At 65.0% G+C, this 22,465-nt stretch carries 17 protein-coding genes; 3 read left to right on the top strand and 14 right to left on the bottom strand.

Going from position 1 to position 22,465, the window contains the following annotated elements; translation table 11 throughout:
• Positions 1-97: 97 nt before the first annotated feature.
• A complete protein-coding gene (locus JS533_RS06690) occupies positions 98-1,231 on the bottom strand; it encodes a LacI family DNA-binding transcriptional regulator (protein WP_241513663.1) in 1,134 nt (377 codons plus the stop codon).
• A 349-nt stretch (positions 1,232-1,580) separates the two neighbouring features.
• Here JS533_RS06690 and JS533_RS06685 point away from each other — a divergent pair, with 349 nt between their 5' ends.
• Positions 1,581-2,528 (top strand): serine hydrolase domain-containing protein, encoded by a 948-nt coding sequence (locus JS533_RS06685; RefSeq protein ID WP_241513662.1) that lies wholly within the window; start codon positions 1,581-1,583, stop codon positions 2,526-2,528.
• A 119-nt stretch (positions 2,529-2,647) separates the two neighbouring features.
• Here JS533_RS06685 and JS533_RS06680 read toward each other — a convergent pair whose 3' ends face one another.
• The 4 genes from JS533_RS06680 to JS533_RS06665 all read right to left on the bottom strand — a co-directional run bounded on the left by JS533_RS06680 (position 2,648) and on the right by JS533_RS06665 (position 7,003).
• On the bottom strand, positions 2,648-3,757 hold the full coding sequence (locus tag JS533_RS06680) for a glycoside hydrolase family 172 protein (RefSeq protein WP_241513661.1): 1,110 nt from the start codon (positions 3,755-3,757) through the stop codon (positions 2,648-2,650).
• Positions 3,758-3,909: 152 nt separating this feature from the next.
• Complete coding sequence (locus JS533_RS06675) at positions 3,910-4,770, bottom strand: carbohydrate ABC transporter permease (protein WP_241513660.1); 861 nt, start codon at positions 4,768-4,770, stop codon at positions 3,910-3,912.
• Positions 4,770-5,648, bottom strand: coding sequence for a carbohydrate ABC transporter permease (locus tag JS533_RS06670; protein ID WP_241513659.1), 879 nt, complete (start codon positions 5,646-5,648; stop codon positions 4,770-4,772). The genes JS533_RS06675 and JS533_RS06670 overlap by 1 nt, the downstream gene beginning before the upstream one ends.
• 80 nt (positions 5,649-5,728) lie before the next feature.
• Positions 5,729-7,003 (bottom strand): ABC transporter substrate-binding protein, encoded by a 1,275-nt coding sequence (locus tag JS533_RS06665; protein ID WP_241513658.1) that lies wholly within the window; start codon positions 7,001-7,003, stop codon positions 5,729-5,731.
• Positions 7,004-7,624: 621 nt separating this feature from the next.
• Here JS533_RS06665 and JS533_RS06660 point away from each other — a divergent pair.
• Both JS533_RS06660 and JS533_RS06655 read left to right on the top strand, forming a co-directional pair.
• Positions 7,625-9,073 (top strand): glycoside hydrolase family 32 protein, encoded by a 1,449-nt coding sequence (locus tag JS533_RS06660; RefSeq protein ID WP_241513657.1) that lies wholly within the window; start codon positions 7,625-7,627, stop codon positions 9,071-9,073.
• A 148-nt stretch (positions 9,074-9,221) separates the two neighbouring features.
• Complete coding sequence (locus JS533_RS06655; RefSeq protein WP_241513656.1) at positions 9,222-10,874, top strand: alpha-amylase family glycosyl hydrolase; 1,653 nt, start codon at positions 9,222-9,224, stop codon at positions 10,872-10,874.
• Between the two features lie 65 nt (positions 10,875-10,939).
• Here JS533_RS06655 and JS533_RS06650 read toward each other — a convergent pair whose 3' ends face one another.
• The 9 genes from JS533_RS06650 to JS533_RS06610 form a co-directional block, all read right to left on the bottom strand.
• On the bottom strand, positions 10,940-11,641 hold the full coding sequence (locus JS533_RS06650) for a YesL family protein (RefSeq protein WP_241513655.1): 702 nt from the start codon (positions 11,639-11,641) through the stop codon (positions 10,940-10,942).
• A 266-nt stretch (positions 11,642-11,907) separates the two neighbouring features.
• Positions 11,908-13,443 (bottom strand): sucrose phosphorylase, encoded by a 1,536-nt coding sequence (gtfA, locus tag JS533_RS06645; protein ID WP_241513654.1) that lies wholly within the window; start codon positions 13,441-13,443, stop codon positions 11,908-11,910.
• A 295-nt stretch (positions 13,444-13,738) separates the two neighbouring features.
• A complete protein-coding gene (locus tag JS533_RS06640) occupies positions 13,739-14,923 on the bottom strand; it encodes a Cna B-type domain-containing protein (RefSeq protein WP_241513653.1) in 1,185 nt (394 codons plus the stop codon).
• A gap of 155 nt (positions 14,924-15,078) precedes the next feature.
• Positions 15,079-16,266, bottom strand: a complete 1,188-nt coding sequence (locus JS533_RS06635) for a toxic anion resistance protein (RefSeq protein WP_241513652.1) — start codon at positions 16,264-16,266, stop codon at positions 15,079-15,081.
• A 59-nt stretch (positions 16,267-16,325) separates the two neighbouring features.
• A complete protein-coding gene (locus JS533_RS06630) occupies positions 16,326-17,417 on the bottom strand; it encodes a substrate-binding domain-containing protein (protein WP_241513651.1) in 1,092 nt (363 codons plus the stop codon).
• The gene (locus JS533_RS06625; protein WP_241513650.1) at positions 17,414-18,082 is read right to left on the bottom strand and encodes a hypothetical protein; all 669 of its coding nucleotides are present in this window, start codon (positions 18,080-18,082) and stop codon (positions 17,414-17,416) included. The genes JS533_RS06630 and JS533_RS06625 overlap by 4 nt, the downstream gene beginning before the upstream one ends.
• Entirely contained in the window at positions 18,082-19,791 is a 1,710-nt protein-coding gene (locus tag JS533_RS06620; protein ID WP_241513649.1) for a vWA domain-containing protein, read from the bottom strand. Before JS533_RS06620 ends, JS533_RS06625 begins: the two co-directional genes overlap by 1 nt.
• A 435-nt stretch (positions 19,792-20,226) precedes the next feature.
• Positions 20,227-21,183, bottom strand: coding sequence for a DMT family transporter (locus JS533_RS06615; RefSeq protein WP_241513648.1), 957 nt, complete (start codon positions 21,181-21,183; stop codon positions 20,227-20,229).
• 70 nt (positions 21,184-21,253) lie between these two features.
• Positions 21,254-22,441, bottom strand: coding sequence for a MalY/PatB family protein (locus JS533_RS06610; RefSeq protein ID WP_241513677.1), 1,188 nt, complete (start codon positions 22,439-22,441; stop codon positions 21,254-21,256).
• Positions 22,442-22,465: the final 24 nt, after the last annotated feature.

Here is a 22,465-nt window from a genome sequence, read left to right as displayed (position 1 = left end):
GCAACAGAAACCGCCCGGGACGCACTGGCATCAGCGCGTTCCGGGCGGTTCGTTTCACCGTTCCAGAATACTGCGAAGTCCGGAATTGGGAAAGGCGTCACGCCATGCCGGACGCCCCGGGCTCTCCGGACGTCCGGAATGATCCGGCCCGAGAGACCTGCCCTCGCGTGCTCTCCCCCTGGTGGAAGGAGACCGGCACCAGATCCATCGCCTCGGCCACATCGTGCGGCGACGCGGTGTCCTCGTCGATTCTGCCGACGTGATCGGCGTCGAGCTTGCCGTCGGCCGTCTCGCACGCCTGGATGAGCCGCGTGACGATCTGCTCGGCGAGCGCGTCGAAGTCCTGCCGCACGCAGGTGAGCCGCACGCCGGCGGAGTCGGCCATGCCGGTGCCATCGTACGCGACGATCTGCAGATCGTCGGGGATGCGACGGCCCTGCCGCAGCGCCGACTGGACAACGTATGCGGTGATGTAGTCGGAGCCGACGAACGCGTCCGCGTCGGGATATTCGTCGATGACGTGCAGCGCGACATCGCGTTGGTGCTCAAGGTTCGCGACCTCGCCGGCCTCGACGTAGTCGTAGCGGACGCCGGCCTCGTTGAGCAGGCCCTCGAGCGCGGCGTGCAGGCGCACGGTCGGGAACGTGGTGCCCATGCCGCCGCCGTAGTCGATGAACTGCGATCGCGGGCCGCCGATGGACACGACGTGCTTCGCGCCGGTGGCGATGAGGTGTTCGGCCACGAGCTGGCCGCCGCTGTCGTGGTCGGAGCCGACGGACGGGATGCCGGCGCCGAGGTAGCGGTCGAACGCGACGATCGGCCGGCCGATGGAGGTCCAGTAGATCGGCTCGTGCGCGGTGTGCGCGGCCATGATGAGGCCGTCCATCATGTGCCGGCGCAGCATGTCGACGCAGTCGGTTTCGCTCTGGTCGGCGTCGACGGTGGAGCACAGCATGGTGCGCAGGCCGCGTTTGGCGAGCGCGCCCTGGATGGCCGCGATCATGGAGGAGAAGAACGGGTGACGCACGGTCGGCACGATCACGCCGACGAGGTTGGTGCGGCCGCGGTACAGGTTGCGTGCGAGTTCGTTGGGAATGTAGTTGAGCGTTTTCATGGCGTCTTCGACGCGGATGCGCATGTCGTCGGAGACATATCCGTTCTTGTTGACCACCAGCGATACCGTGCTCAGCGAAACGCCGGCCTGTTTGGCCACGTCGCGCATTCCTACCATCGTTCACTCCTTTTGTGTCGGATCGAATCATGCTCCAATCGCCGCTCGTGAAACAGCCGGAACCGCGTCGGATTCGTCGTCGGGCGTACCGCTTCCCGCATTAACGGTGTTAAGTTTAGCCCGGTTTGGCCGGATGATCGCGGGGCGCGCGCCGCGTGTCCGGCCGTGTGCGGCGGCGTCCGTGGCGTCCGCTGCGCGCCGCGCCGGCCGCCGTGATAGAGTACGGTTGACGTCAATCGTTTTATGTGACGGTTCCGTGCTGGGTCACGCAATGGCGCGCCTGCTGCGGATCATCCGTCGCGCTCGTCACGTTCGCCGGTCGACGGCGAACGGCCGTAAGGAGATTGTCATGACTGATCAGTCCATTACCGTCCTTGTCGATGATTTCGTGCGATACGCGCAGGATCGCGCACTGCCGATCGAGGCGATCGCGGTCGGCGACGAGTCCCGCGTCATCGCGGAGCATCATTTCGTCGCGGATCGCCCGCGCTGCATCTATTCGCACACGAAGAGCTACATGTCCACCGCCGTCGGCATTGCGATCGGCGAGGGCCTCCTTTCTCTGGACGATCGTCTGGCGGATTCGTTCGCCGGCGAACTGCCCGCCGACGCGGATCCGCGGCTGGGCGAGATCACGCTGCGGGACCTGCTGACGATGTCGAGCGGGTTCAACGGCGCGTTCCTGATGATCCACGGCCGCCGCGAGGGCGAGGGCTGCCCCGACTATCTGCAGTACATGCTGCGCAAGCCGGTGCAGGTCGACCCCGGTTCGGGATTCTGTTATTCGTCCGCCGACTCGTATCTGGCGGGCCGCATGCTCGAGCAGGCCGTGGGCATGCGCATGGGCGAATACCTGTGGCGGCATGTGTTCGAGCCGCTCGGCCAGGGCTGGCCGGTGTGGGAGAACGACCCGCAGGGCCATCCGCTCGGCGGCAGCAGCATCGAGATGCGGCTGACCGAGATGATGAAGCTCGGCCAGGTCTTCCTCAACGACGGCGTGTGGGCGCCGACCGGCCGGCGGATCGTCGATCCCGAGTGGATCGCGCAGGCGACGGTCAGGCAGATCGACACCCCTGCCCGCACGGACGACGACGGCTGGTCGTGCGGCTACGGCTATCAGTGGTGGATGTCGCCGTATCCGCGAGCGTACCGTGCCGACGGCGCGTACGGCCAGATCACGACCGTGCTGCCGGAGCAGGGTCTGGTCGTCGCGATCCAGTGCCCGGAGGGCGACGGCTGGGAGACCGTCGTCCGCCACGAGCTGCACGAGCGCGTCATGCTGCCGCTCGTCGGCTGAGATTCCTCTTTTTTGGCTCCCCTTGCTAGGGGAGCTGGCTCGCGAAGCGAGACTGAGGGGTAGTCAGAGGAACGACCTCGCTCCCCCTCGGTCAGCCTCACCGACGACATCCTCAGGTGTTACCGCGGCCATCGATCCGGGGCTGCGGGCAACGCCGGGAACGGGGCATGCGGCTCGACCTGGTACCAGTAGGCGACGGTCGTCACGTCGTCGCGGCGTTCGAACAGTCCGCGGTATCCGACGCCGATCTGCTGCAGCGTGACCTTGAGATCGTGCCGGAACGTGATCGGATCGGGGATATGCCAGCGGTAGAAGCCGCGCTGCGGCGGCACGTCGTCGTTGTGGTAGTCGTTGTGGATCAGCTCGTCGTGCCGCGAATAGTACGGGTATCCGAGGTACGGCGTGCAGTACGTCTGCTCGACCGTGCGGCCGTCGATCTGCTTGGCGAAGCTCCACGAGCCGCCGAAGTAGTCCTCCGTGCCGGTACCGCAGATCGTCGGGAACTCCTCGTCGCCGTCGATGTAGAACTTCATCTCGCCTTCGCCCCACCAGTACCGTTCCAGCGTGGAGAGCGCCAGATAGGTGCCGACGTAGTGGCCACGGCCCTTCACCCCGTCGAGCACCACGTAGTCGTGGCCGAGGTCGGTGATGGGCTGGCGGCGCCACTGCGCGTGGAAATGGGCGAGATCATCCGCCGGCGGATCGTCGTCGAGCCGGTAGTCGATCTGGTAGAAGAGCGCCGGGATCGGGTTCGCATGCTGGTTTTCGAGGGTGATGCGCGCCCGCGAACGGAACGGCATCTTCCAGTAACAGTTGAATCCGCGGTTCGGCACCACGGCCACCGGAGCCGAGTTGACGAGGCAGGCGCGGGCGAATCCGCAGCAGAAGAAGTCGCCGAGCGGCACTTCCACGCTGGGCGTCTCCTCGTCGTCCCAGTACATGCGCAGCACGAGGTCGCGCAGCACGAAGCAGTCGGATTCGCTGGTCTTCTCGTCGACGGTGAACCAGATGTGCGTGATCGCACCGTGGCCTTCGATGTCGGCGAGCGTGACGGTCTCTCCGCTGGCCACGTTCTGCAGGCATGGCGAGCCCTTGCGCGAGACGCCGAGCGGACTGGCCGCCCTGCCGCCGTTGCCCTTGGCTCCGGTGCGGTTCTCCGCGGTGATCGCGCGGCTTTCGTAGCGCTGCGTGTGCGCGAGCGATTCGAGTGCGGTTGCGTCCCAGCTCATCTGTCATCCTTTCGTCTATCGGTTTTGGCTTCCCTGACGGACCGTGACCGCCGCCGGAAGACGGTGGAATCCGGCAGAAGGTATGGCAATGCCCGCCGACACCGGGGGACGGGCGCCGACGGGCATTGCGTGTGCATGGCCTGCGCCTGGAATCAGCCCTTGACCGCGCCGGAGGTGACGCCGGCGACGATGTAGCGCTGAAGGAACAGGTACAGGATGAGGATCGGGAGCATCGCGAGCAGCAGGGCCGCCATGACCAGGCCGATATCCGTGGAGTACGTGCCGTAGAACACGCGGGTGGCGATCGGGATGGTGTACAGCTGGCGACGGCCGAGCACGAGCGACGGCAGGAGGTAGTCGTTCCAGAAGGCCATCGCGTCGATGATCGTGATGGTGGCGATCGTCGGCTTGAGCAGCGGGAACACGATGGTCCAGAAGGTGCGCCATGTGGTGCAGCCGTCGATGCCTGCGGCTTCCTCAAGTTCGACCGGCACGTTGGTCTTGATCGCGCCGTGGAACATGAACGATGCCAGCGAGACGGAGAAGCCGACGTGCATCAGGATCAGCGTGATGCGGCTGTTGAGGACATCCAGGATGCCGCCGTACAGGGAGACCAGCGGGACCATGAGGACCTGGAACGGGATGACCATGGAGGCGACCATGGCCGCGAAGAACAGCGCGCCGACCTTCCAGTGCGGGTTGCGGACGATGACGTACGCCGCCATCGCGGAGACCAGCACGGTAAGGACCGTGGCGGAGATGGTGATGATCGCGGAGTTGCCGAACACCGTCCAGAAGTTCATCTTGTCCATCGCGCGCGGGAAGTTCTCGATGGTGAACCCGTGCTTGCCGATCAGGGCGAGCGGATCGGAGTTGATGTCGCCCTTGGTCTTGAAGACGTTGATGATGACCAGGATGAACGGTGCGATGAAGACCAGCAGCGCGAGGATCATCACGACCATGACGATGGCATGGACGACCTTGCTCTGAGTGCTTTTCTGTCCAGCTCCCATTATGCTGCCACCTCACCCTTCTTACCGACGTACACCTGCAGCATGCCGATGATGGCGCAGATGATGAACAGCACGAGCGCTTCGGCCTGGCCGGCGCCGTAGTTCTTGTAGACGAATGCCTGGTTGTAGACGTGCATTGCGGCGAGCACCGACTGGCTGTACGGCTCGCCGTTGGTGAGCGAGAGGTTCAGATCGTACACCATGAAGCAGCGGGTGGTGCTCAGGAAGATGCACTGCACGAAGGAGGAACGCATGAGCGGGATGATGACGTGCCACATGGCCTTGGTGGAGTTGCAGCCGTCGATCATCGCGGCTTCCTTGAGGCTCTGGTCGACGCTCATGAAGCCCGCCACGTAGATGAGCATCATGTAGCCCGCGTACTGCCAGACCGACACGAGGATGAGGCAGAACAGCGCGCCTCCCGGGGTGGACAGCAGCGACGGGGGTTCCTTGCCGGACATGGCCTCGCCGATGGCGACGAACGCGCGGTTGAAGACGAACTTCCACACGTAGCCGAGGACGATGCCGCCGATCAGGTTCGGGATGAAGAAGCCGGCGCGGAAGAGGTTCTGGCCCTTGATGCCGCTGGTCACCGCGTAGGCGAGCAGGAAGGCGACGACGTTGACGAGCACGACGGCGATGACCGAGTAGACGAAGGTGCGGCCCAGCGACGCCCAGTAGGCGCCGTCGGTGAGCGCGGTCTTGTAGTTGTCAAGGCCGACGAACGGCTTGCTCTTGGAGACGCCGTCCCAGCTGGTGAAGGTCAGGTACAGGCCGTAGATGAAGGGAAGGATCACGACGGCGCAGAACAGGATGGCCGCCGGACCGGCGAACATGAGGAACTGCCCCGCCTTGTATGAAAGCTTGCTCTGTTTCATAGCATTCCATTCGTGTCCGTGAGGTGCGGGAGGCTTCGGCGCCTCCCGCACCTCGTTGACGGTGGTTATAGGTCAGGCGATCAGATGCCCGACAGCTTGGCGGACTTCCAGTAATCCTGGTAGGTCTTGGCGAAGGAGGCGCGATCCTGCTCGCCGGCGAGGTACTTCTGCATCGCGGCGCCCATCACGGTGATGTAGTCGTCCGGGTTGTGATCGTAGTTCGGGAGCATCGCACCGGCGTCGGCGTACTTCTTGACGGACTTGCCGAGCGGGTCCTTGACCTCGAGGGTGTTGTTCTTGAACGGGGAGACCAGAGCGGCGTCGTTGGTGATGAAGGACTTGCCCTCGTCATCCTCGGCGAGCCAGTTCAGGAAGTCCTTGGCGGCCTGACGCTGCTCGTCGGAGGTCTGCTCGGAGTTGTCGATGAACAGCATCTTCGCGCCGCCGCCGACGATCTTCTCGTTGGTGCCGTCGGTGGTGTCCTCCGGGACCGCCATGATGCCCATGTTCTCGGAGTAGTCATAGGCGTTGATGACGGACCAGTCCCAGTTGCCGCCGAACATGAAGGCGATCTCGCCCTCGGCCAGCTTCTGCTCGGTCACCTCGCGCTCGGCGGAGATGGCGGAATCCTTCGCGTAGTTGTTCTCCTTGAGCACATCGAAGGTGTCCATGAGCTGGTTGAACTTGTCGTTGTTGGCGACATCGGCGGAGCCGTCCTGCATGGAGGCCACGAAGGCGTCCGGATCGGGCTGCTGCTCGACGACCTCGCTCAGGAAGTGGGCCGCGAGGGACCAGTCCTCCTTCATGATGCCGACCGGGGATTCCATGCCGCCGGCCTTCAGCTCCTTGATGAGGGCCTTGAAGTCGTCGAGGGTCTTGTAGTCCTCGGGATTGAAGTCCTTGCCCGTGATCTTCTTGATCGCATCGGCGTTGTAGATCAGGCCGCGGGCCTCGACGCACAGCGGGAAGCCGTAGACCTTGCCGTTGACGCTCACCGCGTAGTCGGTGTCGCCGACCCAGCTCTCGTCGCTCAGATCGACGGCGTGCTCCTCGGCCAGCGAGTAGACGTCCTTGGCGTCGACCATGGAGATGGTGTAGGGGTCCTTGGAGGCGTACTTGGAGGCCAGGTGGGAGGCGACGACGTCGCCGCTGTAGATGACCTCGAGGTCAACGCCCTTTTCGTCGGAATACTTCTGGGCCATTTCCTCAAGCTGCGTCTCAATTTCGACCTTGGAATTGAACAGCGTGATCTTGGTGCCGGAGCTGGAGCTGCCGCCGCAGGCGCTCAGCATGCCCAGGGACATGACGGTGGCGGTCGCCGCAGCGCCGAGCTTCATCCAGGAGAAACGTGCCATTATCTTTCCTTTCCTTCCACTATTCGCGGCAGCCTTGCTCGCGAAGGTGTTTTTCGGGCAAACGATCCCCCGGAGACCTGCCGTGTTTCCGTTGAACCCTTTTCCCGTCCTCCCGAATCGAACCGGTTCGAGAAGAACTGCGTCTAATATAACGCCATCGAACCGGTTCGTCAAACCATTGACGCCCCCGCGTGTCGAACCGGTTCGACACGCCGTTCGATACGTGTTCGACAAACATGTGCTACCACCAAAACCGCATCATTCCAACGAAAACCCAGTGAACGCTCACAATCACGTCCTTGCAACGAAAAATCCACCGTCGCACCACCGCGTGCATCCGTCGTCATCCCCCTCCGCGGTCGACCACCGCCGTCGTGACACGCCGAAAGCGCAACACACCCCGTCGAACTCGCCGCATTCACCGGAGGCATCGGCATCGCACCTACGCCACGTCATCGCGACGCACCCGCCATCGCTTACGTACCATCCGGCAACTAAAATGAGCACAGGCGGACGTCAAACGATTGACGAGCCGCGCGACAGTCGGCCCAACGCATCGGCACAGTCCGGAACGCTCCAGCCAAGCCGGCACAGCACAATCGCAAAGGAGAGATTGACCCCATGAACAAGCTGTACTATCAGTTCCCCGGCACCTGGTTCGGCGACTGCATGCCGTTCGGCAAGGACGACACCTACTTCCTGTTCCACCAGCGCGACAACCGCAATCCCGGGCCGTTCGGCGAACCGTTCGGCTGGGACCTGGCCACCACCAAGGACTTCGTGACCTACGAGGACCACGGCGTGGCCATCCCCCGCGGTGATTACGACGCGCAGGACCAGTTCATCTTCGCCGGCTCCGTGTTCGAAGGCGAAGGCCGCTACCACATCTTCTACACCGGCTACAACCGCGACTACTCCGCACAGGGCAAGGCCGCGCAGGTGCTCCTGCACGCGGTCAGCGACGACCTGTACCACTGGGAGAAAACCGGTGACAAGGTCGAACTGCCGCCGCAGCCCGGGTACGATCCGGACGAGTGGCGCGATCCGTGGATCATCCGCGACGCCGAGCACGACCGGTACGTGCTCGTGCTCGGCACGCGCAAGACCGGTCCCAAGGAGGAACAGACCGGCTGCACCGTCTGGTTCACCTCCGCCGACCTCGAACATTGGGAATTCCAAGGCGACTTCTGGGCCCCGAACATCTACACCATGCACGAAATGCCCGATCTGTTCCGTATGGGCGGCTGGTGGTACCACATCGTCACCGAATACAGCGACAAGAAGAAGATGGTCTACCGCATGTCCCGCAGCCTCGAAGGCCCGTGGACCGCGCCCGCCGACGACGCGTTCGACGGCAGCGACTACTACGCAGGACGCACGTTCGAGCTGAACGGCCACCGCATCCTGTTCGGCTGGGTCGGCACGCGTGAAGACAACGACGACCGCAAGAACTTCGAATGGGCCGGCACGTTCGTGCCGCACGAGATCATCCAGCACGAGGACGGATCGCTCGGCGTCAAGACGCCGGACACGCTGTGGGACGCCTTCGCCGAACGGCAGCCGATCGACGACTGCACGCTGACCGTGGACGGCCGCGAGGAGCGGATCATCGCCACCGTCAAACCGTCCAATGACCCGTCCAGCGACCCGTCCGCCAACCCGTCCAATGCCTCGCCCAGCGACGACGGACGCCTGTTCTCGCTCGAAGCGGACGTGACGTTCGCGGCCGGCACGCGCAACTTCGGCATCCGCTTCTACGAAAACGCCGTCACCAAGGAGTCCTACCAGTTCCACTTCCCGGTGGCCGAGAACCGCTTCATCTCCGAAAAGAATCCGAACTACATCTGGTTCTCGTTCATGAACATCGGACTGGAGCGTCCGATCGCGCTCAACGCCGGCGACACGTACCATCTGCGGCTCATCGTCGACGACACCGTCGCCACGCTGTACGTCAACGACGTCGCACTCAACACGCGCGTCTGCGAGCATCACGGCGACGCGATCGGCTTCTACGTCACCGACGGATCGGCGACGCTGTCCAACGTCTCGCTCGCCGTCGGACTGCGGTAGACGGCGAACCGACAAGACGCGGTGGCGCGACGGAACACGCATTCCGTCGCGCCACCGCACGTCTACCCGACCCCGATACCATTGCCCATAGCGACCATAGTTACCGATCGGACATCAACTGACCAAAACTGATTAAAGGAGATCACCCATGCGTCACGAATGGCTCAACGACGCCGTGTTCTACGAGGTCTACCCGCAGTCGTTCCAGGACTCGAACGCGGACGGCATCGGCGACTTCGCCGGCATCGTCAGCCGGCTCGACCACATCGCCGGGCTCGGCTGCAACGCGATCTGGATCAACCCGTGCTTCGACTCGTCGTTCTACGACGCCGGCTACGACGTGCGCGACTACTACAAGACGGCCGCGCGCTACGGCGGCAACGAGGACCTGCGCCATCTGTTCGACGAGGCGCACCGCCGCGGCATCCGCGTGCTGCTCGACCTCGTGCCCGGCCACACGGCCATCGACAACCCGTGGTTCGCCGAATCCTGCAAGGACGAACGCAACGCGTGGACCGACCGGTACATCTGGCGCCCGATCGGCCAGACGCCCAGCCTCAATTCGCCGTACGAATCGGTGCGGGGCTTCATCGGCGGCATCGCGGAACGCCCCGACGCGGCCGCCGTCAACTGCTTCTCCACGCAGGTGTGCCTCAACTACGGTTTCGGCACCGTGACCGAAGACTGGCAGTTCGCCGCCGACTCGCCCGAAGCCGAGGGCGGCCGCCTGCTGCTCGAGGACATCATGGACTTCTGGCTCGGCCTCGGCTGCGACGGCTTCCGCGTGGACATGGCCGCCTCCCTGGTCAAGGAGGACACTCCCGACCACCAGTGGACGTCGCTGCTGTGGCGGCGCATACGTGAGCATCTCGACCAGACGCACCCCGACGCGGTACTCGTCTCCGAGTGGGGCAACCCGAAGGAGGCGCTGCACGCCGGATTCGACATGGACTTCCTGCTGCACTTCGGCCCCTCGCACTATCTCGACCTGTTCCGCGACAACCCTTGGTTTTCCGCGGTTGCAGCGGCCGCCGGCACCGCGGATGTGCGCGCGTTCGTCGACACATACCGCTCAATGGTGGACGACACGGCCGGGGAGGGATACATCTGCATCCCGTCCGGCAATCATGACATGGTTCGCATGCGCGATACGCTCACGCCGGACGAGATGAAGCTCGCGTTCGCGTTCCTGATGACCATGCCGGGATGCCCGTTCGTCTACTACGGCGACGAGATCGGCATGGCATACGTGCACGGCCTCAAGTCGAAGGAGGGCGGATACGAGCGCACCGGGGCCCGCACGCCGATGCAGTGGGACGATTCGACCAACGCCGGCTTCTCCGCCGCCCGCCGCACCGACCTGTACCTGCCGCTCGACGACGGCACCGGCCATGCCGCTCTCGCGGACACCGGCGAGCGCATCGCCGCGGCCGGGACCTCCGACGGCACCCGCCCGAACGTGGCCGCGCAGACCGGAGACCCGTCGTCGCTGCTGGAAACCGTGCGATCGCTGATCGCGCTGCGTCACGCGCATCCCGCGCTGCAGGCCGACGGCGGCATCCGTTTCCTGTATGCCGAGGACCATGCCTATCCGCTCGTCTACGAGCGCACGGCGACAGCCGACGCCAATGCGGCCGGCGAGCGCATCATCGTCGCCATCAACCCCTCCGGCACGGATGCGACCTCCCCGCTGGAGGCCGCTCCCGGCGCGGTTCTGCACACGGTGGGCCGCTCCCCCGCCACTTGGGCCGACGGCCTGCTCACCGTCCCAGCCGGCTCCGCCACCGTCTTCATCGTCTGACGAAATCGGCTTGTGGTGAATCGTATCTTGCAGTTCACCACAAGCCGACACAGTATTAGTCGCGATTAGTCGCGGCGGATCGGGCGGTATTTGGCGTCGACCTCGCCGTCGAGACGCTGGAAGACGGGGTTGTAGAGCCAGGCGCAGCAGTATTCGGGCAGTGAGATGCCGAGGATGATGAGGAACGGGATCACATACACGAACCACTGCATGTAGGCGAGCACGAACGCGACGAGGATCACGATCTCGCACAGCGTGCGCGGGAAACAGCCGATCGCCAGCGACGCGGCGTTCTTCACATGCCCGCCGACCGTATTGTCGTAACGGGACAGCATCGGGAAGTACCATTGCGCGAGCGCGACGAGGATCACGCCGACGAGCGCCAGGAACGCGAACATCAGCCGACGCTGGCCGGCCGGCATCTGCAGCGTGACGAGCACGTCGACCGTCAGCACGACGATCGCAAGCAGATACACCGCCCACACGGCGGTCGCCTGCTTGAAATTCCGCTTGAACGAGGCGAAGAACTGGCGGGAGATGTACGTCTCCTCATGGCGGATCATGCGCCACAGCACGGTGTGCATGGCGGTGAGCGACGCACCCGCGGTCACGACGGGCAGGCAGCACAGCAACGTGAGCAGGTTGAGCTGGATCAGGTCGAACACCACACCCATGAAGCGGAAGAACACGTTGTCCTGGTCGAACACCTTGGCCATGGTCGACTGGCCGCCCGACTGGCCGGTTTTGCGGGGAGATTCATCAGACATACGTCAATCCTAGCTGTCATCGCACGCGTACGCGGATAAGGAAACGGCCGGGATGACCAGCGCCGAAGCGCTCTCGTCAGGTCATTCCGGCCATGGTCGAGGAAACGGCCGTGCGGCGGCCCCGCGCCCGTTCGGGACAATACGGGCGCAACGACCGCCGTGCGGCCAGGTCATCATCGACGGTCGCGGCCGGAGTCCGTTCAGACCGCTCAGGCCACGACCGCACCGGTTCGCGACGGCGGACCGTGGACCGTGGGCCGCCGCGATCAGGCCGCGACAGGCGGGGTCGCGATCAGGTCGTCGGTTTCGTGGTCGCCGGCGGAGTCCGTCCAGCGCAGCGTGACGATCGACGCATCGACGTCGGCGCCCAGTCCGCCGCGGTTCGGCTCGAACACCAGCTCGGCGCTCGACTCGACCGTGCCGTCGGCGCCGGCCAGCGTCCACGTCATCGTCAGCGAACGGTCGCCGTCGGCCGCGTACGAGAACTCGCCGTCGAACGCGGGCAGTTCGTTGCGGAAGCGGCACAGCGCGTTGAGCGCCTGCACGACCGGACGCTCGAGCTGCTCGTCGACCTCGGCGGTCGCATAGTAGTGGCGGTTGATGTCGCGGCCCACCTTGGTGCGGTGCAGCAGATCCATGTCGTTCGCGCCGGCGAGCGCGCCGACGTAGTAGACCTGCGGCACGCCGGGCAGGAAGAACTGGACGGCGCGCGTGGCGATGTAGTGCTGGTCGTTGCAGCCGAGCGCGGAGTAGTACGTGCTGTTGACCTGGTACAGGTCGAGGTTGGATGCGGCCGCGCCGGTCGCGGCCTGCGATTCGCCGTGCGTGTTCGCGTGGATCGTGTTGACGAGATTGTCGACGTCCTCGTCGGGCACGAGTCCCTTGAGCGAACGGTCGAGCTGGTCGGAGCCGATGTCGATCACGCCGATGCCGTCGTGCGTGTCGAGCACGGTGACGGCGTTGTTCGGTCGCACATCGACCCAGTGGGCGAGCGCGTCGGTGCGGCCGGTGAAGATCGAATGCAGGAGCAGCGGCGGCAGGGCGAAGTCGTACACGCGGTCGACCTTGTGCGCGATCTCGACCTGCTTCTTGTAGTACGAGTGGACTTCGATGAGCGTCTCCAGCCCGCGCGATTCCGCCTCCTGCTTGATGCGTTCGATGAGCTGGAAGGACTTCGGGGTCATGAAGCAGCTGGAATGGTTGTCCTTGGCGCCGTAGCCGACCGCGTCGAGACGGATGGACTTGACGTGCGACTCGGACAGGTGGTTGAGGATGGACAGCAGGTAGTCCCAGCCTTCCTCGGAGTCGGTGTCGATGTCGACCTGCTGCGGGGTGAACGTGGTCCACACGAGGCGGGTCTTGCCGCCCCATGTGTAGTGCGTGAACGGCAGGCCCGGGCGCGGGCGGTAGATGCCGGCGAGCTGTTCCTCGGTGGCGCCGTCGGGGAAGACGGAGCTCATGGTGAGGAACATGCTGTAGTACGGGCTGTTCTCGCCGTTCTTCATGACGTCCTGGAACTGCTTGGATTCCCAGCTCATGTGGTTGACGATCGTGTCGACCATGATGTCGTGGGTCTTGGCGAGTTCGGCGACGTCGTTCCAGTCGCCGAGGCGCGGGTCGACCTGCGTGTGGTCGATCGGGTCGAAGCCGGCGTCGGCACCGTCGAACGGGGTGAAGAACGGCAGGATGTGCACGCCTTCGTACACTCCCTGGAAGCGGGTGCGCAGGATGTCGGTGAGCGACTTGATGGTGCCGTCGCCAAGGCGATCGGCGTAGGTGATGAGTTGGACCTTGTTCTTCATGGGACCTCCTTCTATTGACTGGTCTCAGTGCCGTTCCTTGGTCTCCCCCAAACGGCCAGTCCATTGTATCGAACCGGTTCGAGAGTGTCAAAAGGACTGGTGATCCGCGACCGTCAGGGCCGATTCCCACGAAGACGACGACAGCCGCGAAGCCCGGGTTTCGCGGGCTTCGCGGCTGTCGATGATGGATGGGTGGCGGCCTTCGGCCGCGGAGCTCCCCCAGTCGAGCTGCGCTCGACAGCCCCCTCAGTGAGGGGGCCGAGGCTCCGCCAGCACTAGGGCGCGTTGCGCGACATTACGCGCGGCGGCTGCGCCGGCGCATCAGGATGATCAGCGCGACCGACACGAGCACCGCGGCGACGGCGGCCGGCAGGATGACGCTCGAGCCGGTGTTGCCGATCGGCGGCTTCTTGGTGGTCGTCGTGCTCGTCGGAGGCGTGTTGTTCGACGGAGGAGTGTTGTCGGACGGCGGGGTGTTATCCGATGGCGGGGTGTTATCCGAAGGAGGCGTATTGTCCGACGGCGGGGTCGTCGGAGGCGTGTTCGGCGGCGTCGACGGCGGCGTATACGTGTTCGTGATCGTCAGCACGTCGTTCTCGCGGTCGACCAGCACCGTGTAGTCGTCCGGCACGGTCTTCTCGACGACCTGCCAGTCGTGGCCGGCCGGCAGGTCGGTCCACTCGTGCTTCCAGCCGTTCGACTCGTTGAGTTCGACCTCGGCGTAGACCTTGCCGTCCTGCAGCAGCTGCACGACGATCTTCTTCGGCCGCACCTTGTCGGAATCGTTCTTCCAGACCTTGACGACCTTGCGCTTGACCGTCTCGCTCGGCGGGGTGACCGGCCGGGTCGAGCATTCGGTCTTCGCGTATATCGTGACATCCATGGTCTGCGTCGTGCCGCCGTCGTCGGTGTTGACGGTCGCCGGCAGCGCGATCAGCGATGCGGCCGCGGTGCAGGTGAGCGTGTCGTCGTCGTAGCCCGCGAACACGACCAGATACAGGCCCTTCGCCAGTCCGGTGAACGACACCGTTCCGTCGGCGCCCGTCGTGCCGCTCTCCTGCGGCTTGATGCCGTTCGCGGCGATGTACGCGGACAGCGTCTCCGCGAGCTTGCGGTATTCGTCGGCCGTCGCGTTGAAGATGTCCCAGCTCACGCCGGAGTCCTTGAAATCGTCGGTCGGCGTGAACGCGTTCGCGCCCCAGTCGGCGACGTGATACAGATTCGCGGTCACGCCGGCGACCGGCGTATCGCCGTTCTTGTAGACGGCCGTGATCGACCCGGTCTCGGACTCGTCGGCGAGCGCGGTGAGCGGCATCATCGTCAGCAGGCAGCTGCCGAACGCGAGCGCCAGCGAACAGATCATGGCGACGAGGCCGGTCATGCACCGCGCGTCACGCGTCCATGCGCGGCCGCCGCGTGCGGCACGCCCGCCGCGCGCGCCGCCTTGGCCGTCGGGGGCGTCGGTTGCGTTAGTCTTCATGGTTCCCTTGCTTCACTCTTTTCGCATTCGCCCCACGCGAAGGGGGCGTCCATGCTCCAACGCCCCCAGTCTACGTCAGTCCCCCTATGTTCGGCGCGGTTTGGCGCGAGTTGCCGCACGGACCGTCCGTCCGGTCCGGGGCCGCACCCGCCGCCCTACAGCCGCTGCGCGTTGTCGATGAGCGCGGCCTTGAGGTCGGACTCGATCTGGCGCATCTTGACCTGCGCGGCCTCGCGGTTCGCCTTGCCTTCCTTCTGGATCTGCACGGTTTCGCGCAGCGTCGCGATGAGCTCGGAGTTGATCTTCTCGAGCGTGTCGATCTCGATCACGGACCGCTGGTTCGCCTTCTCCGCGTCCACCGCGCCCTTGTGCAGCGCCTCGGCGTTGCGCGAGAGCAGCTTGTTGGTCACGTCGTCGGCCTTGTTCTGCAGGTCGAGCGCCGCCCGCTGGTTGGACAGGCCGAGCGCGATTACCATCTGCGACTTCCACACGGGGATCGTGGTGGAGATGGTCGTGTCGATCTTGTCGACGATGGTCTGGTCGGCGTTCTGGATGATCTTGATCTGCGGCGCGGTCTGCAACGTGACGACGCTGACGCGGTCGAGGTCGTCGAGCCGCTTGGCGAACCGGTCGAGCTTCGACTTGAAGTCCTTCAACACCTGCGCCTGCATCGCGTCGCCGCTCTTGGCGGCCTCGGCCTCGAGCGCCGGCAGCTGGTTCGCGTTGAAGTCGGCGAGCGCCTTCTTGCCGGCGAGCACGGTGAGCTTGAGCGAACGGTACTGCTGCGCGTTCTGCTCGTACATGGTGTTGTACATGGCGATGTCGGCGACGAGCTTGGCCTGCGCCTTCTCGAGTTTGGTGATGATCTCGTCGATCTGCGCGTCGACCTTCTGGTAGCGGCGGCGCAGCTTATCGATGGAGACGGCGACCTGGCCGATGATCGGGATCTTGCGGAAGCCGCCGAGTTCGGCTTCGTCGATGGTGGTGAGCATGGTCGCGAGCAGGTCGCCGGCCTCGCCGGTGTCCTTGGAGCGCGTTTCGGAGAGGATCTCGTCGGCGAACGTGGAGGTGGCGCGCTGCACGTCCTTGCCGTACGACGATTCGATGCCGTCGCGCGTGAAGTCGATGTTGCCGGCGAGCTGGGCGATCTGCTGCTGGTCGGCGACGGGCAGCTTGGCGATCTGCTGGTCCGGCGTGAGCGCGGCCTCGGCCTTGGCCTGGTCGGCGGTCGGGACGAGCGGGCCGGCGCTCGGATCGGCGAGCGTGGAGGCCGCGGCGGCCGCCGGGCTGGTGACGGCGTTGCTGCCGCCCGCCAGGTCGGCGAGCGTGAGTTGCTTGGTCATGATGTTCTTCCTTTCTTCGGGCATTGCATGTCGTGAGGCCCGTTGGTCGTTCCCGGGCGTCATCCCCGGGTCGAGTCGAGCAGTGTGATGATGGCCTGCATGGCCATGTTGTTGGGCAGTTCGGTCACGGCGGTCACCTGTTCGAGCGTGCCGGGGACGTTGAACCGTTTGATCGAGTCGGTGCCGGCGAAGTTGGCCGCACGGAAGCCGTGGCGTTCCCACGCGAGCTTCTGCACGTCGGCGGTCTTGAGCAGTTTGAGCAGCTTCTCCCCCTTGTCGTCGAGCGCGATGAACGTGTGCGTGCTCCACACGGTCGGCGTGGGGTACATCATCACCACATCGTCCTTGACCTGTTTGAACGCGTCCGGCTGGTTGACGGCCATGTCGAGCAGCTGCGATTCGTAGCCGACCATCATCGGCTTGGAGCCGACGCCGAGCGTGAGGAACTGGTTGAAGCTGTCCTCCGAACTGGTTTCCATCCAGCCGGATTTCGCGAAGATCGCGCGGATCTTGTCCGAGTCGCGGTTGACCGAATCGACCGTCGCCGGCTGTCCGTCGTTAAGCACGGTCGCAACGAGCGCCGCGTATTCGTTGCCGGAGTTCGACTTGACCGGATCGGTCGAGTCGATGCGGAACTGTCCGTAGCCGTTCGCGTAGCCGACGGCGGCCCATGTCTTGTTGCCCGTCATCGCGTCGACGGCCTTGGCCATGTCCATGTGGTACGCGCCGGCGTCGTCCTTGCTGACGAGCCCGCTGCCGGTGAGCGCGTCGGCGACGGACTTGTGCGTGTAGATCACGATCGGCGAGTTGAACACGATGTCGGAGTTCGACGTGTCCACGCCCTTCGCCTTGCCGTATTCGACGGCGGCGCGCGACGACGGGAACAGGTAGTCCATGCCCTTGCGGTCGGCGTCCATCATCGCCAGCGACCCGGCCTTGCGGTAGTTGACGTCGAGTCCGGCGTCCTTGGCGAGCGACGCGAACCGCTCGTCGTCGAACAGGCCGATCTTCTCGCCGCCGAGATAGCCGGTCACCTGCTCGAGTTCGACCGGTTTCGGCTGGGACTGCCGCCACACCAGCGTGCCGCCGATGATGGCGACGACCGCGAGCAGCGCGATCAGTCCGATGATCTTCGCTTTGGTTGGTTTCATGGCTTTCTCTCCCCCTCAGCCGACGCGCCCGGTGTCACGGCCGGCCGATCCTCGTCCTCCGCCGCATACCCATCCATGCGCGCGAGCCGCTGGATCGCCTCGGAATCGGCCGCGATGCCAAGCGTCTTGGCCGACACCGCGCGCGACAGTTCGCCCGCGGCCGCGCGTTCGAGCACCTGCAGCGCCTCGACGGTCTCGCGTTGCGCGACGGGCAGCTGGTCGTGCGCGCCGGACTGTTCGACGTCGACGTACGACTTGAGCAGTTTCGCGGTCTGGTCGCCGTACACGTTCGTGTAGTGCCGCAGCGTCGCGTACGCGCTCGTGTCGGTGCTCACGTATCGCGTCAGATCGCGGGTCGCGGCGATGAAGTCGTCGGCTTCGGCACGCACCTGCGGGTCGCGCACCTGCCGTGCGAGCATGCCGACGCGGTTGAGCATCGTGTTCGCATCGTCGATCGCGGCCGCGGCCTTCTGCCCGTTCGGCAGCGCGGACACGACGACCTTGCCGAGCCGACGTTCCGGCTGCAGCAGCGTCGAGCCGGCGACATAGCCGAGCACGGCGCACACCGTGCCGAGTCCCAGCCCGATCAGGCCGCCGCCGGCCAGCCAGAACGCAAGCCCGGCGAGTCCCAAGCCGATCACGAACCCCGCGATCACGCCGATCATCAGTTGAATCCCTTGACTTGGCGGAACACGGCCGCGAGGTCGCCGCTGCGGCCGTCGAATACCTTCGCGTTGCTGAGCTTGGCGAGTTCGTTGAGCTGCGCCGGGTCGGCGTCGCCGAACATGATCGAGAAGATCGGCAGGTCGTGGCCGGAGGCATGGTAGCGGTCGGTGAACGACTGGCGGCTCGAGGTCGAGGACTGGCCGTCGGTCATGAGCACGACCGCCGTCGTGTAGTCGTCGAGATTGCTCGGCAGGATGCTGAACGCCGAGTTCAGGCCGTCGTAGATGTTCGTGCCGCCGGTCGCGGCGCGCTCCTCGGCCTGCCGCAGCAGTTCGCCGGTGTCGGTGCCGTGCGCGGTGACGGGTGTTTCCGCGGTGGACGAGAACGGGATGAGCACGTTGACGTCCTCGCCGGACGGTTCGATATGGTATTGCGCGGATTTGGTCGGGTCGAGCGCCGACGTGAGGCCGCTGACGACGCCGTCCTTGCCTTCGCCGTTCATCGAGCCGGAGTAGTCGACGACCCAGATCGTGTAGCTGGGCTTGCGCAGTTTCGTCTGGTAGACGGTGAGCGCCTGGTCGATGACGCTTGCGGAGGGCAATGCGATGGTTTTCAGCGTATCGGCGCTGGTGTTGATGCCCCATTCGGCGCGGAACGATTGCTGGACCTGGCTGTCGGAACCGTAGGCGAGCGCGCCGCCGAGCCCGGTGCGCCGGCCGGCGCGTTCGAACAGCAGCTTGGAGTCCTTGGATGACAACGCTTTCTGAAACTTGGCGAACGCGTCCTCGAGATTCTGGCCGCGGTCGACATATCCGAGCGGCGAGTCGGAGACGGCGATGCCGTCGGCCGGGTAGATCGCGACGAGCGGGTCATGGCCGGCCTTGGTGAGCTGCTTGTCGGCCTGGATGACGAGCGACTCGTAGTTGACCATCGAATCGAACCGGTCGGGGCTGGCGACGACCATGTCCTTCAACCAGTCGGACGAGCCGGACGAACGGTCCACGCCCTTGAGCAGCGCGGCGACCTGGTTCGTAAGCGTCGTGTCGTTGAGATCGGCGGCGGTGAGCGGCTCGTCGCGGCCGGTGAGCGCGGTCATGAACGCGAGGTATGCGGACGCGCCGGAGTTCGACTGCGTGGCCGAGGTCATCGAGAACTTGAGCTTGCCGGAGGAGACGGCGGCGAGGATGTCGGCGGTCTTGACCGACTGCGTTTTGCCGGAGGAATCGGCCCAGCCGAGCTGTTCGGCCTTGGATTTGGCGATGCCGAACACGATCGGCGTGGTGGACGTGCTGGCCGCGTCCTTGACGATGTGCTTGGTGTCGCCCATCGAGATCCACATCGACGAGGCCGGCCAGACGGCGTCGTACGTGTCGCCGCCGTTCTTGAGCGCGCCCATGATGTCAAGCGAGCCCATGTAGTTCATCGTCACGGCCACGCCGGAATCGTCGACGGCCTTCTGGATCGCGTCGGCGACCTCCTTGTTCTCCGAGCCGGACGCGATGTTCAGGGTCGCCTCCGCCTTGCCCTCCGCTGGTTCGAAGGTCTGGACCTTGTCGGATCCGGAAGCGGTCTGATCACTGCCGTTGCCGAAGGGCGAGGAGCAGGCGGCGAGCAGGCCGAGCGAGGCGGCGGCGACCGTCGCGGCCGCGGCGACGCGACGCAGCAACCTCACTACGTTGTCCCGCGAACCCTTGATTGTTCCACTCATACCACCATTGTGGAATACCGGTCCATCGCCGCAACCGCCGACATCTGAACGCACGATGAACAGTACATTACGTTTCAATGCCAGCAACGTCGCAATCGGCTCCAACTACGTCTCGGGCATCCTCTCCATAAGCCAACGCCGGAGGGATACCGGGCGTTATTCCGTGGCGAGAACCCTTCTGCTGACCACCAAGTTCCAACGCTGAGAGAATACCAAGCGTTGGCTTGTGGCGAGAACACTTTATTACCCACCAGAATCTAACGCAGAAAAGGGATTGAGCGTTGGCGGATGGCGAGAACTCCCTGTCACCCGCCACAAACCAACGCAGAAAGGGCACGGAACGTTAGTCTGCGGCGAGAATCCTTTGTTACCCGCCAAGGACCAACACCAGAAGGGGATTACGCGTTGGTTTGTGGCGAGAACTCCTTTCCCCGCTCACCTCACGAGGAAGACCATCGCGAGGATCATCGCGAACCCGGCGAAATCGGCGGGGGAGAAGACCTCGCCGGTCCACGCCACGGACGTGACGGTCGCGGCGACCGGCTCGCTCGTGCCGAGCATCGTCGCGCGCATCGACCCCACGCGCATCATGCCGGCCAGGTACAGGCCGAACGCGCCGAACGTGCCGATCACCACCGTGTACGCCATGAGCAGCATCCCGAACCAGTCAAGCTGCGGAGCGGTGGCCCACGGCCGCACGATCGGCAGCAGCACGATGCCGGAGATTACGAACATGATGCCGTTCACCGTCATGTTGCCCCACCTCGCGATCAGTTTGATCGGCATGATCGCCATCGCGGCGGTCGCGAACGCGTTCACCAGTCCCCAGAACAGGCCGATCGGCGGCAGTTTGATCGTCGACAGGTCGCCGCCGGTCGCCAGCAGCACCACGCCGGCGAACGCGAGCGCCACGCCGGCCCCTTCGCGCAGGTTCGGCAGTCGCCGGCCGCGCAGGCACACGTACGCCAACACGAACAGCAGGTTGAGCGACTGCAGCACGGTCGCCGTACCCGCGTTCGTCGCGTCGATCGAGCACAGATAGGCGACCTGTACGAGCAGCACGCACACCAGCGCACTGGCGACGAGCCGCGGATACGAGCGGCGTTCGCGCAGCGCGCCGACGAGCAGCGGACGCTGGACGGGCGAGGCGGCCGCGGCGGCGATGAACATCGCGCCGGCCAGCAGCTCGCGCACGCACGCGATCCACAGCGGATCGGCGTGGTACGTGCCCATGAGCATCTTGGACACGGTCGCGTTCGTGCCCCACATGATGCCGCCGACGAGCACGAGCGCGGCGCCGATGAGCAGGTCGCGCGGGGTGCGCTCGAACGACGGGGTCGGCTTGGTGCTGCCGGGAGTGGCATCGGTGGTGCGTTGCGATGTATCGGACATATCAGTCACGTTAGTCGGCATGTTCGTCAGTACGTTGGCCTGTGCGTCAGTCTGTGCGTCGACCGGCCGGTCAGTCGACGAACACGTATTCGCTCAGGCGGCGCATGGCCTCCTGCACGCGGCTGAGCGGCAGCGCGAGGTTCATGCGGATCGTGTCCGGCCACTGGAACATCGTGCCGTCCTGCCAGGCGACGCCCACGTCCCAGCCGCGCTTCTCCAGCTCGCCGATCGTCATGCCGTGGCGTTCGCACCAGCTGGCGCAGTCGAGGAACAGCATGTACGTGCCCTGCGGCTTGGCGAGTGTGACGCCGTCGAAGTGCGACGTGATGTAATCGTATGCATAGTCGACGTTCGCAGTGATCGTCTCGCGCAGATCGTCGCACCAGACGCGGCCCTCCGGCTTGTACGCGCCGATGAGCGCGTGCATCGAGAGCACGTTCATGTCGTTGTAGTGCGGCTTGGAGCCCTTGGCGACGATGCGGTCGCGCAGATACTTGCTGTAGATGATGTGGTAGCTGCCGACGAGGCCGGCGAGGTTGAACGTCTTGCTCGGCGCGTAGAACGCGGCCGTGCGGTCGCGCGCGTCGTCGCTGACCGACTGGGTGGGGATGTGCTGGTGGCCGGAGAGGATGATGTCGGACCAGATCTCGTCGGAGATCACGACGCAATCGTTCGCCTTGTACACCTCCATCGCGCGTTCGATCTCCCAACGTTCCCATACGCGGCCGGTCGGGTTGTGCGGACTGCAGAACACGGCGACGTGGATGTTGTTCTCCTTGATGCGGCGATCCATGTCGTCGAAGTCCATGCGCCAGATGCCGTCCGCGTCGCGCTTGAGCGGGCTGTGGACGATGCGGTAGCCGTTGTTCTCGATGCAGTGCGTGAAGCCGATGTAGGTCGGGCTGTGCAGCAGGACCGCGTCGCCGGGGGCCGCGAACGATGTTAGCGTGGAGATGACGCCGCCGAGCACGCCGTTCTCGTAGCCGATGTGCTCCTTGGTCAGGCCGGCGATGCCGTTGCGGTCGCGCTGCCAGCCGATGATCGCGTCGTAGTATTCGTCGGTCGGTGTGAAATAGCCGAACGCGGGATGCTTGGCGCGTTCGATGATCGCCTCGGTGATGGTCGGCACGGTGGGGAAGTTCATGTCGGCGACCCACATCGGGATCACGTCGAAGCCCGGCTTGGGCGGCTCGGGCGCGAAGCCCGGATCCTGGCCGAGACCGTCGACCGCGATGGCGTCCTTGCCGTGGCGGTCCATGATCGTGGTGAAGTCGTAGGTCGT

The organism is Bifidobacterium amazonense, assembly GCF_018555435.2.
GTDB lineage: Bacteria > Actinomycetota > Actinomycetes > Actinomycetales > Bifidobacteriaceae > Bifidobacterium > Bifidobacterium amazonense.
This window is presented reverse-complemented; position numbering and strand designations above follow the sequence as displayed.